The organism is Pseudomonas sp. MEJ086, from assembly GCF_030209025.1.
In the GTDB taxonomy this organism is placed as follows: domain Bacteria; phylum Pseudomonadota; class Gammaproteobacteria; order Pseudomonadales; family Pseudomonadaceae; genus Aquipseudomonas; species Aquipseudomonas fulva_A.
Map to the genome: position 1 here is coordinate 37,279 of NZ_JARVSV010000026.1, position 12,942 is coordinate 50,220.

The 12,942-nt window shown below is 64.4% G+C and carries 14 protein-coding genes; 13 read left to right on the forward strand and 1 reads right to left on the reverse strand.

Going from position 1 to position 12,942, the window contains the following annotated elements; translation table 11 throughout:
* Positions 1-2: 2 nt before the first annotated feature.
* The 13 genes from QRN22_RS17220 (at position 3) to hemN (ending at position 12,291) form a co-directional block, all read left to right on the forward strand.
* On the forward strand, positions 3-188 hold the full coding sequence (locus tag QRN22_RS17220; protein WP_082045865.1) for a cbb3-type cytochrome oxidase subunit 3: 186 nt from the start codon (positions 3-5) through the stop codon (positions 186-188).
* Positions 185-1,114 (forward strand): cytochrome-c oxidase, cbb3-type subunit III, encoded by a 930-nt coding sequence (gene ccoP / locus QRN22_RS17225; protein ID WP_042555642.1) that lies wholly within the window; start codon positions 185-187, stop codon positions 1,112-1,114. Before QRN22_RS17220 ends, ccoP (QRN22_RS17225) begins: the two co-directional genes overlap by 4 nt.
* Before the next feature lie 147 nt (positions 1,115-1,261).
* Positions 1,262-1,711, forward strand: coding sequence for an REP-associated tyrosine transposase (locus QRN22_RS17230; protein WP_042555641.1), 450 nt, complete (start codon positions 1,262-1,264; stop codon positions 1,709-1,711).
* Between the two features lie 356 nt (positions 1,712-2,067).
* Positions 2,068-3,522 carry a cytochrome-c oxidase, cbb3-type subunit I gene (gene ccoN / locus QRN22_RS17235; RefSeq protein WP_042555640.1) on the forward strand — a complete coding sequence of 485 codons (1,455 nt, stop codon included), beginning with the start codon at positions 2,068-2,070 and terminating at the stop codon, positions 3,520-3,522.
* Complete coding sequence (gene ccoO / locus QRN22_RS17240; protein ID WP_042555639.1) at positions 3,519-4,127, forward strand: cytochrome-c oxidase, cbb3-type subunit II; 609 nt, start codon at positions 3,519-3,521, stop codon at positions 4,125-4,127. Before ccoN ends, ccoO begins: the two co-directional genes overlap by 4 nt.
* Positions 4,128-4,131: 4 nt before the next feature.
* The gene (locus QRN22_RS17245; RefSeq protein ID WP_042555638.1) at positions 4,132-4,323 is read left to right on the forward strand and encodes a cbb3-type cytochrome oxidase subunit 3; all 192 of its coding nucleotides are present in this window, start codon (positions 4,132-4,134) and stop codon (positions 4,321-4,323) included.
* On the forward strand, positions 4,320-5,267 hold the full coding sequence (gene ccoP, locus QRN22_RS17250; RefSeq protein ID WP_042555637.1) for a cytochrome-c oxidase, cbb3-type subunit III: 948 nt from the start codon (positions 4,320-4,322) through the stop codon (positions 5,265-5,267). The genes QRN22_RS17245 and ccoP (QRN22_RS17250) overlap by 4 nt, the downstream gene beginning before the upstream one ends.
* 180 nt (positions 5,268-5,447) lie before the next feature.
* On the forward strand, positions 5,448-6,857 hold the full coding sequence (gene ccoG / locus QRN22_RS17255) for a cytochrome c oxidase accessory protein CcoG (protein WP_042555636.1): 1,410 nt from the start codon (positions 5,448-5,450) through the stop codon (positions 6,855-6,857).
* Positions 6,858-6,978: 121 nt separating this feature from the next.
* Positions 6,979-7,485 carry a FixH family protein gene (locus tag QRN22_RS17260; protein WP_042555635.1) on the forward strand — a complete coding sequence of 169 codons (507 nt, stop codon included), beginning with the start codon at positions 6,979-6,981 and terminating at the stop codon, positions 7,483-7,485.
* 23 nt (positions 7,486-7,508) lie between these two features.
* The gene (locus tag QRN22_RS17265) at positions 7,509-9,914 is read left to right on the forward strand and encodes a heavy metal translocating P-type ATPase (RefSeq protein WP_197077046.1); all 2,406 of its coding nucleotides are present in this window, start codon (positions 7,509-7,511) and stop codon (positions 9,912-9,914) included.
* Entirely contained in the window at positions 9,911-10,111 is a 201-nt protein-coding gene (gene ccoS, locus QRN22_RS17270; RefSeq protein WP_042555634.1) for a cbb3-type cytochrome oxidase assembly protein CcoS, read from the forward strand. Before QRN22_RS17265 ends, ccoS begins: the two co-directional genes overlap by 4 nt.
* A complete protein-coding gene (locus tag QRN22_RS17275; RefSeq protein ID WP_042555633.1) occupies positions 10,104-10,787 on the forward strand; it encodes a sulfite exporter TauE/SafE family protein in 684 nt (227 codons plus the stop codon). The genes ccoS and QRN22_RS17275 overlap by 8 nt, the downstream gene beginning before the upstream one ends.
* A gap of 121 nt (positions 10,788-10,908) precedes the next feature.
* The gene (gene hemN, locus QRN22_RS17280; protein WP_042555632.1) at positions 10,909-12,291 is read left to right on the forward strand and encodes an oxygen-independent coproporphyrinogen III oxidase; all 1,383 of its coding nucleotides are present in this window, start codon (positions 10,909-10,911) and stop codon (positions 12,289-12,291) included.
* A gap of 32 nt (positions 12,292-12,323) precedes the next feature.
* On the opposite strand, the gene QRN22_RS17285 is transcribed toward hemN, so the two are convergent.
* Positions 12,324-12,809, reverse strand: coding sequence for a hypothetical protein (locus tag QRN22_RS17285; RefSeq protein WP_052493846.1), 486 nt, complete (start codon positions 12,807-12,809; stop codon positions 12,324-12,326).
* Between the last annotated feature and the right edge of the window lie 133 nt (positions 12,810-12,942).

Genomic DNA, 12,942 nt, shown 5'->3' on the forward strand with positions numbered 1-12,942 from the left:
CCATGCTTACCGACCTGATCGACATCGGCATGGTGCGCGGTATCGGTACCGCACTGGTGCTGATCGCCTTCACCTGCGTGACGCTGTGGGCCTACAGCGGCAAACGCGCCAAGGCCTTCGAGGATGCGGCCAACCTGCCCTTCGCCGATGAACCCAACAAAGAAGCGTCGAGGAATAACACCCCATGAGCACTTTCTGGAGCTGGTACATCACGCTGCTGACCCTCGGCAGCCTGGTCGCGCTGTTCTGGCTGCTGTTCGCCACCCGTAAAGGCGAGCGCAAGAACACCACCGATCAGACCATGGGGCACTCCTTCGACGGTATCGAGGAATACGACAATCCCCTGCCGCGCTGGTGGTTCATGCTGTTTCTCGGCACGCTGATCTTCGCGGCTGGCTACCTGGCGCTCTACCCGGGTCTGGGTAACTTCAAGGGCCTGCTGCCAGGCTATGACGACGGCTGGACGCAAGTTGCCCAGTGGGAGCGCGAAGTGGCCAAGGCCGACACCCAATACGGGCCGATCTTCGCCAAGTATTCGGCCATGCCACTGGAGCAGGTGGCGCAGGACGAGCAGGCGCTGAAGATGGGCGGTCGGCTGTTCGCCACCTATTGTTCGATCTGCCATGGTTCGGATGCCAAGGGCGCGGTGGGCTTTCCCAATCTGACCGATCAGGACTGGCGCTGGGGCGGCGATGCGGAAACCATCAAGACCACCATCCTCAACGGGCGTATCGGCACCATGCCAGCCTGGGGTGAGGTGCTCGGTGATGACGGCGTGCGCAACGTGGCGGCTTACGTGCGTAACGGCCTGGCCAAACTGCCATTGCCGGAAGGCAGCAATGCCGATCTGGACAAGGGCAAGCAGCTGTACGACAGCACCTGCGTGGCCTGCCACGGCCCGACCGGAAACGGTATGGCCTTGCTTGGCGCACCGAACCTGACGCATCCGGGCGGCTGGATCTACGGATCGAGCCTGGCGCAGTTGCAGCAGACCATCCGCTACGGCCGCAACGGGCAGATGCCCGCTCAGGAGCAGTACCTGGGCAACGACAAGGTGCATCTGCTGGCGGCCTACGTGCTGAGCCTGAGCCGCAAACCGCAACCAGGCGAATAATGCCCATGTGTGGGAGTGGCTTTAGCCGCGAGCTCTTTGGTGTCTGGTCGGGCGATAAAGCTCGCGGCTAAAGCCGCTCCTACGAGATCCCCCCGCAGGTCGCCATCTATCAGCTACCGTTGCTTTACCTACTCAGGAGGCAACGGAATGCCCCACTCAGTCAGTTTGCGCAAAGGCCGAATCTCTCTAACCAACCAGATCTACCTGCTCACGGCCACTGTCGAAAATCGCCAGGCGATCTTTGCCGACCTGGCGCCCGCTCGTCTCCTGATTCGCGAGTTGCATCATGCCCAGGCATCAGGACTGGCTGAGTCGCTCGCCTGGGTAGTCATGCCCGATCACCTGCACTGGCTGGTATCCCTGCAACAAGGTTCGCTCAGCGAATTGATGCATCGCGTCAAAGGACGCAGCGCCTTGCAGGTGAACAGTCGGCTCGGCCGCCAAGGCAAACGCTGGCAAGAGGGTTTCCATGACAGAGCGCTACGCCGTGAGGAGGACATACTGCCAACTGCACGATACATCGCTGCCAATCCTCTACGTGCAGGCCTGGTAAAACGTATCGGCGATTACCCTTTTGGGGATGCAGTGTGGCTCTGAAAATCAGCTCAATATTTTCAAGCTGACCTATCAACTTACAATGCAACCCACCGTGGGAGGGGCTTTAGCCCCGAGCTCTTCGTTCCAGAATAAAACTCGGGGCTAAAGCCCCTCCCACAAAACCCCGCCCACCAAGGTTCCCAGGTCACAGGCTTCTACTCTTTCGGTAATTTCCTCTCGCCCCAAAGTCCCGCCACCATTGGCCGCGCCTCTTCTAGAAACACAGCAAGGCTTGTAACAGAGCGCTTTCCGCATATTTCCAACTCATTGCACCGCCTGAGCCGGTCGGGGATACTCGCGCCGCCCGAAATATCTATCGCCCCATCCGCAGCACCCAGCCCAGCGTGGAACCCAGCATGAGCCCAGCAAGCAGCCCGGCTGCGTACAACTACAAGGTCGTTCGCCAATTCGCGGTGATGACGGTGGTCTGGGGCGTGGTCGGCATGGCGCTGGGTGTGTTCATCGCGGCGCAGCTGGTGTGGCCGCAGTTGAACCTTGGCATGGAGTGGACCAGCTTCGGCCGCCTGCGCCCGCTGCACACCAATGCGGTGATCTTCGCCTTCGGCGGTTGCGCGCTGTTCGCCACCAGCTATTACGTGGTGCAGCGCACCTGTCAGGTACGGCTGATGTCCGACGGTCTGGCGGCCTTCACCTTCTGGGGCTGGCAGGCGGTGATCGTTGCGGCGGTGATCAGCCTGCCGATGGGCTACACCAGCAGCAAGGAATACGCCGAGCTGGAGTGGCCGATCGATATCCTGCTGGGCATCGTCTGGCTGGTCTACATGCTGGTGTTCTTCGGCACCATCGCCAGGCGCAGAACGCGCCACATCTATGTCGCCAACTGGTTTTTCGGTGCCTTCATCCTGGTCACCCTGATGCTGCACGTGGTCAACAGCGCTGCAGTGCCGGTAAGCCTGTTCAAGTCGTACTCGGCCTACGCCGGCGCCACCGATGCGATGATCCAGTGGTGGTACGGCCATAACGCCGTGGGTTTCTTCCTGACCACCGGTTTTCTGGGGATGATGTATTACTTCGTGCCCAAACAGGCCGCCCGGCCGATCTACTCCTATCGCCTGTCCATCGTGCACTTCTGGGCGCTGATCACCCTGTACATCTGGGCTGGCCCCCACCACCTGCACTACACCGCCCTGCCGGACTGGGCCCAGAGCCTGGGCATGGTGATGTCGATCATTCTGCTGGCACCGAGCTGGGGCGGCATGATCAACGGGATGATGACCCTCTCCGGCGCCTGGCATAAGTTGCGCACCGACCCGATCCTGCGCTTCCTGGTGGTGTCCCTGGCGTTCTACGGCATGTCGACCTTCGAGGGGCCGATGATGGCCATCAAGACGGTCAACGCCCTCTCCCACTACACCGACTGGACCATCGGCCACGTGCATGCCGGCGCCCTTGGCTGGGTGGCGATGATCACCATCGGCTCGCTGTATCACCTGATTCCCAAGGTGTTCGGCCGCGAGCAGATGCACAGCCTGGCGGCCATCCACGTGCATTTCTGGCTGGCGACCATCGGCACCGTGCTGTACATCGTCGCGATGTGGGTCAACGGCATCACCCAGGGCCTGATGTGGCGGGCGGTGAACGAGGATGGCACGCTCACCTATTCCTTCGTCGAATCCCTTGAGGCCAGCCACTACGGCTACGTGGTGCGCATGATCGGCGGCGCGATCTTCTTCGCCGGCATGCTGTTGATGGCCTGGAACACCTGGCGCACCATCGGTGGCGCCCAGCCGGCGCAGTACGAGGCCGCAGCACGGATTCCCGTTGCCCAGTCAGGGAGCGCCAAGGGATGAAACACGACCTCATCGAAAAGAACCTCGGCCTGATGACCCTGCTGATGGTCATTGCGGTGAGCATCGGCGGCCTGACGCAGATCGTCCCACTGTTCTTCCAGGATGTGGTCAACGAGCCGGTCGCCGGCATGAAGCCCTACACCGCGCTGCAACTCGAAGGCCGCGATGTGTACATCAAGGAAGGCTGCGTCGGCTGCCACTCGCAGATGATCCGCCCGTTCCGCGCCGAGACCGAGCGCTACGGCCACTACTCGGTGGCTGGCGAAAGCGTGTGGGATCACCCCTTCCTGTGGGGCTCCAAGCGTACCGGGCCGGACCTGGCGCGCATCGGCGGCCGCTACTCGGACGAGTGGCACCGCGTGCACCTGCTCAACCCGCGCGACCTGGTACCGCAATCGAAGATGCCAGCCTATCCCTGGCTCGCCGAGAAGAAACTGGACGGTGCGCTGACCGCCGAGAAGATGAAGGTGATGCGCGACTTCGGCATTCCCTACAGCGATCAGGACATCGCCAGGGCCAGGGAAGCGGTCGAAGGACGAAGCGAGCTGGACGCGCTGGTCGCCTACCTGCAGGTGCTCGGCACCGCCATTCAGAACAAGCGGTGAACCGATGCCAGCCTTTCTGACCGACATCGGCACCATCCGCGGCATCGGCACCGCCGTGGTGTTCATCGCCTTCGTCGCGGTAGTGCTCTGGGCCTACAGCAACAAGCGCAAACCCAGCTTCGACGAGGCGGCCAACCTGCCCTTCGCCGACGAGCCGGAGGCTCGCAAGGACGGTACCGGGAGCGACAAGCCATGAGTGGCTTCTGGGGGGGCTACATCGCCCTGCTCACCCTCGGTACGCTGCTGGCCGTGACCTGGCTGATCTTCGCCACCCGCAAGGGCCAGCGCCCCGACAACACCGACCAGACCGTCGGCCACAGCTTCGATGGCATCGAGGAATACGACAACCCGCTGCCACGCTGGTGGTTCCTGCTGTTCGTCGGCACCCTGATGTTCGCCTTCGGCTACCTGCTGCTCTACCCCGGCCTCGGCAACTTCAGGGGGCTGCTGCCGGGCTACGACGACGGCTGGACGCAAGTCGCCCAATGGGAGCGCGAGATGGCCGTCGCCGATGCCCGTTACGGCCCGCTGTTCGCCCAGTACGCCGCCATGCCCATCGCCGACCTGGCCAAGGACGAACGGGCATTGAAGATAGGTGGCCGCCTGTTCGCCAACCATTGCTCGATGTGCCACGGCTCGGATGCCAAGGGCGCCTACGGTTTTCCCAACCTGACCGACGATGACTGGCTGTACGGCGGCGACCCGGACACCATCAAGACCTCGATCATGCAGGGTCGCCAGGGCGTGATGCCCGGCTGGCAGGAAGTGCTGGGCGATGACGGCGTGCGTGACGTCACCGCTTACACACGCAGCCTCTCCGGCCTGGAGAACCCGGCGGATAGCGCCGCGGACATGGACAAAGGCAAACAGCTGTACGCCACCAACTGCGCCATGTGTCACGGCCCCGACGGCAAGGGCATGCAGGTGCTCGGCGCGCCCAACCTGACCGACAAGGTCTGGCTGTACGGCTCCAGCTTCGCTCAGGTGCAGCAGACCATCCGCTACGGGCGCAGCGGCCAGATGCCGGCGCAAGAGGACTTCCTCGGCAACGACAAGGTGCACCTGCTGGCCGCGTACGTGTACAGCCTGTCGCAGCGTGCCGAAGAACCGGCGGCGGAGCCAGACCGGGAGAAAGAGTGAGTGCACTGATCTGGGTCAGGGCGGGCTGCCGATGCTGCGTCTAGGATGGTCACGCCTGATCCCTGCGACGGGTGGCCGCAAGCCCGATGAGGGCTGGAGGCGTACCATCGGCGCAGCGAACGATTGCGACCGGCAGGTATCGGTCGCGACATGCCCGACCAACCGTTGTGGTAGCCCTCGATGAGCCAACAGATCCCCGTCAAGAACGTCACGCCGGTTGCCGCCGGCGAGACCATCGACCTCTATGCCAGTCGCGAGAAAATCCACACCCGCGCCTTCAGTGGTTTCTACCGCAACCTGCGACGGGCCGGCGGCGCGCTGCTGTTCATCCTCTACTTCGGCACCGTATGGCTGAACTGGAACGGCCACCAGGCGGTGTGGTGGAACCTGCCGGACCGCAAGTTCCACATCTTCGGCGCCACCTACTGGCCCCAGGATTTCGTGCTGCTCTCGGCGCTGCTGATCATCGCCGCCTTCGGACTGTTCTTCATCACCGTCTTCGCCGGCCGTGTGTGGTGCGGCTACACCTGCCCGCAGAGCGTCTTCACGTGGATCTTCATGTGGGCGGAAAAGGTCACCGAGGGCGACCGCAATCAACGCATGAAGCTGGAAAAGGCGCCCATGAGCGCAGGCAAGTTCCTGCGCCGCTTCGCCAAACACGGCATCTGGCTGGGCGTTTCGCTGATCACCGCGGTGACCTTCGTCGGCTACTTCTCGCCGATCCGCGAACTGCTCGCCGAGCTGATCAGCTTCGAGGCCGGTGGCTGGGCGCTGTTCTGGATCGCCTTCTTCACCCTCGCCACTTACGGCAACGCCGGCTGGCTGCGCGAGCAGGTGTGCATTCACATGTGCCCTTACGCGCGCTTCCAGAGCGTGATGTTCGACCAGGACACCCTGATCGTTTCCTACGACCCGCGCCGTGGCGAAGCCCGCGGAGCGCGCAAGAAAAGCGCCGATCATCAGGCCCTGGGCCTGGGGGACTGCATCGACTGCACCCTGTGCGTGCAGGTCTGCCCGACCGGCATCGACATCCGTGATGGCCTGCAGATCGAATGCATCGGCTGCGCCGCCTGCATCGATGCCTGCGACAGCATCATGGACAAGATGAACTACCCACGCGGGCTGATCAGCTACACCACCGAGCACAACCTTTCCGGGCAGCAGACCCAGCTGCTGCGCCCGCGCCTGATCGGCTATGCGCTGGCACTGCTGGCCATGTTCGCGGTGTTCGGCTGGGCGCTGAACGACCGCCCGCTGGTGGAGCTGGACGTGCTCAAGGACCGGGTGCTCTACCGGGAGAACGAGCAGGGCCGGATCGAGAACGTCTATACCCTGAAGATCATGAACAAGGCGCAACAGGACGTCGTCTACCGTATCGAGGCCGATGGTCTGGACGGTCTGGTCTACGAAGGCCGCCGCGAGGTCCGCGCGCTGGCCGGCGAAGTGCTCGCGATTCCGGTGGAGCTGTCCATCGACGCCGAGAAACTGCCGTCCAGCACCAACGAGATCACCTTCCGCATCCGTGCCACGGATGACGAGAGCATCCACAACGACGCCAGCAGCCGGTTTATCGGCCCCAGCGTGAGATAGCTGAACGGCTGGATCGCCTCCCCGCCACCCTACAGCCGTAACTCCGTAGGGTGGGCTTCAGCCCACCAAAGCGAATGACCCAAGCCAAGCACCAACACCGAGAAGAGAAAGCAGGCCAGCCATGAACGAAGAGACCCAACCCGCGCCCTGGTACAAGCAGTTCTGGCCCTGGTTTCTGATCGCCCTGCTCGGCTACTCGGTGATTCAGGGGCTGACCCTGCTGACCGTGGCCACACGCAATCCACCGGGGCTGATCTCCGACGATTACTACGACGTCGGCAAGGGCATCAACCAGTCGCTGGAACGCGAGAACCTGGCCGTGCGCCTGCAGCTGCGCGCCAGCCTCGACCTCGATGACCAGCGCGGCATCGCCGAGCTGCACCTGCGGGGCAGCAGCGCGCCAGCGCAACTGGTGCTCAATCTGGTATCGCCCACCCAGCCCGAGCGCGACCGGCGCGTGGTACTGCAGCATCAGGGTGACGGCCTGTATCGCGGCAACCTGCAGGACAGCGTGCAGGGCCGGCGCTTCGTCGAGCTGATCGGCCAGGAAGGCGGTCAGGACTGGCGCCTGTTCGAGGAAGAAACCCTGCAACCCGGCCAGAGCATCCAGCTCGGGGATGAACACTGATCGACGCTTCAGCCTCCGGGGCGGTGCATGCCGTCCCCACGCCCTGCTACCACTGCGGCCTGCCGGTGCCCGCCGGCGCGCATTTCCAGACCGTGGTGCTGGGGCAGCCCCGCGAAATGTGCTGCCCCGGTTGCCAGGCGGTGGCGCAGACCATCGTGCAGAGCGGCCTGGAGCACTACTATGGGCACCGCAGCGAGGCTGCCAGCAATCCGCGGCAACTGCCTCAGGTACTGCCGGATGAGCTGGTGCTGTACGACCGCCGCGACGTGCAGCAGCCCTTCGTCGAACAGCAGGGCGAGCTGAGCGAGGCCAATCTGCTCATCGAAGGCATCAGCTGCGCGGCCTGCGGCTGGCTGATCGAGAAACACCTGAATACCCTGACAGGCGTGGCCGAAGCGCACCTCAACCTGTCCAGCCACCGCTTGCTGGTGCGCTGGGACGCGAACGCCCTGCCGCTCAGCGAACTGCTCGGCGCGATCCGCCGTATCGGCTATGCGGCCCACCCCTGGCAGGCCGATGCCGCTGCCGAGCAGTTGACCCGAGAAAATCGCCGAGCCATGCGCGAACTGGGCGTGGCCGGGCTGCTGTGGATGCAGGTGATGATGGCGAGCATGGCCACCTGGCCGGAATTCAATATCGACCTGAGCGCGGAACTGGACAGCATCCTGCGCTGGGTCAGCCTGTTTCTCACCACCCCCATCGTCTTCTATTGCTGCGGCCAGTTTTTCCGTGGCGCCCTGCGTGACCTGCGCACCCGCCACCTGAGCATGGACGTCTCGGTGTCGCTGGCCATCGGCGGCGCCTACGCAGCGGGCATCTGGTCCACGGTAACGGGCCACGGCGAGTTGTATTTCGACGCGGTGGGCATGTTCGCCCTGTTTCTGCTCAGCGGCCGCTACCTGGAACGCCGTGCCCGGGAACGCACCGCAGCGGCGACCGCGCAACTGGTCAAGCTGTTGCCGGCCTCCTGCCTGCGCCTGGATGAACGCGGCCAGAGCCAGCGCATCCTGCTCAGCGAACTGCGTCTCGGTGACCACGTGCTGGTTCCGCCTGGGGCGCTGCTACCTGCGGACGGCCAGGTTCTGCAGGGCCACTCCAGCATCGATGAATCGCTGCTCACCGGTGAGTACCTGCCGCAACCCCGTACGGTCGGTGATGGGGTCACCGCAGGCACCCTCAATGTCGAGGGCCCACTGACCGTCGAGGTGCGGGCTCTGGGCGACACCACGCGGCTGTCGGCCATCGTGCGCCTGCTGGAACGCGCCCAGGGCGAAAAACCGCGCCTGGCGGAAATCGCCGACCGGGTCGCGCAGTGGTTCCTGTTGATCGTTCTGGTGGTGGCCGCCGTCGTCGGCCTGGTCTGGTGGCAGCTCGACCCGTCTCGCGCCTTCTGGGTCGTCCTCGCCCTGCTGGTCGCGACCTGCCCCTGCGCCCTCGCCCTGGCCACGCCAACCGCCCTGACCACCGCCACCGGCACCCTGCACAAACAAGGCATGTTGCTGACTCGCGGTCACGTGCTCGAAGGCCTGGAGCAGATCGACACGCTGATCGTCGACAAGACCGGCACCCTCACCGAAGGCCGACTCGCCCTGCGTGCCGTGCACCCGCTGGGCACACTGGATGCCGATGCCTGCCTGGCCCTCGCCGCCGCCCTGGAAAGTCGCTCCGAGCACCCCATCGCCCGTGCCTTTGGCCACACAGCCGCAATGGTCGAAGCATTGCAGAGTTTTCCCGGCCTGGGCTTGCAGGGCACGGTGGATGGCCGCCGCCTGCGCATCGGTCAGCCAGCGTTCGTCAGCACGCTCAGCGCCAGCCCACCGCCCGACATTCCGGGGGATCAGGGCCAATGGCTGCTGCTGGGTGACGAACAGGGCCCTCTGGCCTGGTTCGTGCTCGATGATCGCCTGCGTGACGATGCGCCTGCGCTGATCGAGTCCGCCCGGGCGCGCGGCTGGCAGATTCTCCTGCTCAGTGGCGACAGCTCGCCCATGGTCGGCGAAGTGGCGGCCGAGCTGGGTATCGAACAGGCCCACGGCGGGCTGACCCCGGACGCCAAACTGACCATCCTTCACGACCTGCAGAAACAAGGGCGCCGCGTACTGATGCTCGGCGATGGCGTCAACGACGTGCCGGTACTCGCCGGAGCCGATATCAGCGTGGCCATGGGTACGGCATCCGACCTGGCGAAAACCAGCGCTGATGCGGTGCTGCTGTCCAATCGCCTGGGCAGCCTGGTCGACGCGCTGCGCCTGGCCCGCCGCACCCGCACCATCATCATCGAGAACCTGGCCTGGGCCGGGCTGTACAATGGCCTGGTACTGCCCTTCGCGGCCCTCGGCTTGATCACCCCGATCTGGGCCGCGCTGGGCATGTCGTTCAGTTCGTTGCTGGTGGTGCTCAATGCACTGCGCCTGGGGAAATCATCATGACCGCGCTGTACATCCTGATTCCCGTTGCCCTGCTGCTGGTCGCCTTCGCCGTGTGGCTGTTCTTCTGGGCGGTCGACAGCGGTCAGTACGACGACCTCGACAGCCCCGCTCACCGCATCCTCTTCGACGACGATGACCCGCGCCACCAGGCCGCCGTGCAGCAGGCCAGCAAGCCCGACCAGAAACCCCATGACTGAGCTGCTGCCACACGTGCTGTCCGCCTTGATTCTGGGCCTGCTCGGCGGTGGCCACTGCCTGGGCATGTGCGGCGGGCTGATGGGCGCCCTGAGCCTGGCCATTGCGCCCGAGCGGCGTGATCAGCGTCTGCGCCTGTTGCTGGCCTATAACGCCGGGCGCATTCTCAGCTATGCCCTGGCCGGCCTGCTGCTCGGCCTGGCAGGCTGGGCACTGGCCAGCGGCCCGCTGGCCATCGTGTTGCGCAGCGTCGCCGGGCTGCTGCTGATCGTCATGGGGCTCTATCTGGCAGGCTGGTGGAGCGGTCTGACGCGCATCGAGGCGCTGGGCCGCGGCCTCTGGCGACATCTGCAACCGCTCGCCCGCCGTTTCATGCCGATCACCAGCCCATCGCGCGCACTGCTCCTCGGCGGCCTGTGGGGCTGGCTGCCCTGCGGCCTGGTCTACAGCACCCTGCTGTGGGCGGCCAGCCAGGGCAATGCCCTGCACAGCGCCGCCTTGATGCTCGCATTCGGCGTCGGCACCCTGCCGGTGCTGGTGGCCACCGGCCTGGCGGCCGAGCGCCTGGGCAGCCTGCTGCGCACGCGTGGCGTGCGCGTGGCAGGCGGCCTGCTGGTGATGCTGTTCGGTCTGTGGACACTGCCCGGTCCGCACCAGCATTGGCTGATGGGGCACTGAGGCTCGATCTGTCGGCGCCCCAGCGGTCACACCCCCACTGCGCCCCCATGACTCAGATCAAAGAGCCCCGCCCAGGCCCGCCCTAGACTGCCGAGCACTCAACGCTGAAGCGGAACTCGCCATGCTCGACGCCATCCAGTGGGATTCCGACCTGATCCGCCGATACGATCAAGCCGGCCCGCGCTACACCTCGTACCCGACCGCCGTGCAATTTCATGACGGCGTCGGCTCATTCGATCTGCTCCACGCCCTGCGCGAAAGCCGTCGTGCCCTGCGCCCGCTGTCGCTGTACGTTCACCTGCCGTTCTGCGCCAACATCTGCTACTACTGCGCCTGCAACAAGGTGATCACCAAGGATCGCGGCCGCACCCAGCCTTATCTGCAGGCGCTGGAAGTGGAGATGGCACTGGTCAGCCGCCATGTCGACAAGCGCCAGCACATCGAACAGCTGCACCTGGGCGGCGGCACCCCGACCTTTCTCAGCCACGACGAACTGCGCCGATTGATGACGCAACTGCGTGAGCATTTCACCCTGCTCGACGACGACTCCGGTGACTACAGCATCGAGATCGATCCCCGCGAAGCGGACTGGTCGACCATGGGCCTGCTGCGCGAACTGGGCTTCAACCGCGTCAGCCTCGGCGTGCAGGACCTCGACCCCAACGTGCAGCGCGCCATCAACCGCCTGCAGAGCCTGGAAGAAACCCGCGCCATCATCGAGGCCGCACGAACCCTGCAGTTTCGCTCGGTGAACATCGACCTGATTTACGGCCTGCCACAACAAACGCCGGAGAATTTCGCCCACACCGTCCAGCAGGTGATCGCCCTGCAACCCGATCGCCTGTCGCTGTTCAACTACGCCCACCTGCCGGAACGCTTCATGCCGCAGCGGCGCATCGACAGCACCCAGTTGCCCAGTGCAGCGAACAAGCTGGCCATGCTGCAGGGCAGCATCGAACAACTGGCGAGCGCCGGTTACCGCTACATCGGCATGGATCACTTCGCGCTGCCCGACGACGAACTGGCCAGCGCTCAGGAAGACGGCAGCCTGCAGCGCAACTTCCAGGGCTATACCACCCACGGGCATTGCGACCTGATCGGCCTCGGCGTGTCGTCGATCAGCCAGGTCGGTGATCTGTACTGCCAAAACAGCTCGGATCTGGCCGCCTACCAGGCCAACCTGAACAATCGCCAGTTGGCGACCTTGCGCGGCCTGGGCTGCAACGACGACGATCGCCTTCGCCGCGCCGTGATCCAGCAACTGATCTGCCACTTCCAGCTGGACTTCGCGGAAATCGAACGGCGCTTCGCGGTGAATGTCCGCAGCTACTTCGCCGACACCTGGCCGGCCCTGCAGCAGATGAGCCGCGAGGGCCTGATCGAATTGCGAGATGGCAGCATCGAGGTGCTGCCGGCGGGACGATTGCTGGTGCGCTCGCTGTGCATGCTGTTTGATCGCTACCTCAGCGAGCAGAACCTGCAGCGCTTCTCGCGGGTGATCTGAGTACGGCTACTGCCGTGCCAAGGAAGAAAAAATCAGCTGATCATCAGCGATGTGACGGTGACGCTCTGCTCGGTGCTGAGTTCCTGGTCGCGAATAGCTTTGACCAGCTCGGCGTTAGCCGTGCTCAAGGCGCCGCTGATCGAGCTGACCTCGGTCTGCAGCGCCTGGGCACTGGCCTGACGCGTTTCGTCGTCCATATCGCTCTGAGCCATGATCGCCTGCAACTCGGCCATTTTCTGCGCGAGCTGGGCTTTCAGCTCACGAATCATCTTGAGCAGTTGCTTGATGTTCGAAGGCAGGTCGCTCTCGTCGATATCGCTGTTCTTGTCCTCGGACTTCGACTGCGCCAGGCCCTCCAGGGACAGCGTGACCTTGACGCCCGGCTCGGCACTGGTGCCAGCCGCTGGCGCCGCAGTCGAGGTTTCTTCGCTGGTTTCGGCAGGCGCCGCAGCGGCGGTCGCAGTCGAACTGGAGGGCACGATACTGCGCTCGAGCGAAACGGGATTATCTACACGCATTGCAACGCTCCTGGCCGTCAACTCACTGATTCAGCGTTATCGGCAGGGGGGAGCGACACTTGAGCGCGCCCCCTTGGGTGGCCGTGCCCCCTCTGGTGCGGTACCCTTACGACTTCTGTGTCTATACCAGGGA

Bases quoted from the DNA above. Each gene is read 5' to 3' on its own strand.
- QRN22_RS17220 (WP_082045865.1), top strand. From the start codon at position 3: ATGCTTACCGACCTGATCGACATCGGCATGGTGCGCGGTATCGGTACC.
- ccoP (WP_042555642.1), top strand. From the start codon at position 185: ATGAGCACTTTCTGGAGCTGGTACATCACGCTGCTGACCCTCGGCAGC.
- QRN22_RS17230 (WP_042555641.1), top strand. From the start codon at position 1,262: ATGCCCCACTCAGTCAGTTTGCGCAAAGGCCGAATCTCTCTAACCAAC.
- ccoN (WP_042555640.1), top strand. From the start codon at position 2,068: ATGAGCCCAGCAAGCAGCCCGGCTGCGTACAACTACAAGGTCGTTCGC.
- ccoO (WP_042555639.1), top strand. From the start codon at position 3,519: ATGAAACACGACCTCATCGAAAAGAACCTCGGCCTGATGACCCTGCTG.
- QRN22_RS17245 (WP_042555638.1), top strand. From the start codon at position 4,132: ATGCCAGCCTTTCTGACCGACATCGGCACCATCCGCGGCATCGGCACC.
- ccoP (WP_042555637.1), top strand. From the start codon at position 4,320: ATGAGTGGCTTCTGGGGGGGCTACATCGCCCTGCTCACCCTCGGTACG.
- ccoG (WP_042555636.1), top strand. From the start codon at position 5,448: ATGAGCCAACAGATCCCCGTCAAGAACGTCACGCCGGTTGCCGCCGGC.
- QRN22_RS17260 (WP_042555635.1), top strand. From the start codon at position 6,979: ATGAACGAAGAGACCCAACCCGCGCCCTGGTACAAGCAGTTCTGGCCC.
- ccoS (WP_042555634.1), top strand. From the start codon at position 9,911: ATGACCGCGCTGTACATCCTGATTCCCGTTGCCCTGCTGCTGGTCGCC.
- QRN22_RS17275 (WP_042555633.1), top strand. From the start codon at position 10,104: ATGACTGAGCTGCTGCCACACGTGCTGTCCGCCTTGATTCTGGGCCTG.
- hemN (WP_042555632.1), top strand. From the start codon at position 10,909: ATGCTCGACGCCATCCAGTGGGATTCCGACCTGATCCGCCGATACGAT.
- QRN22_RS17285 (WP_052493846.1), bottom strand. From the start codon at position 12,809: ATGCGTGTAGATAATCCCGTTTCGCTCGAGCGCAGTATCGTGCCCTCC.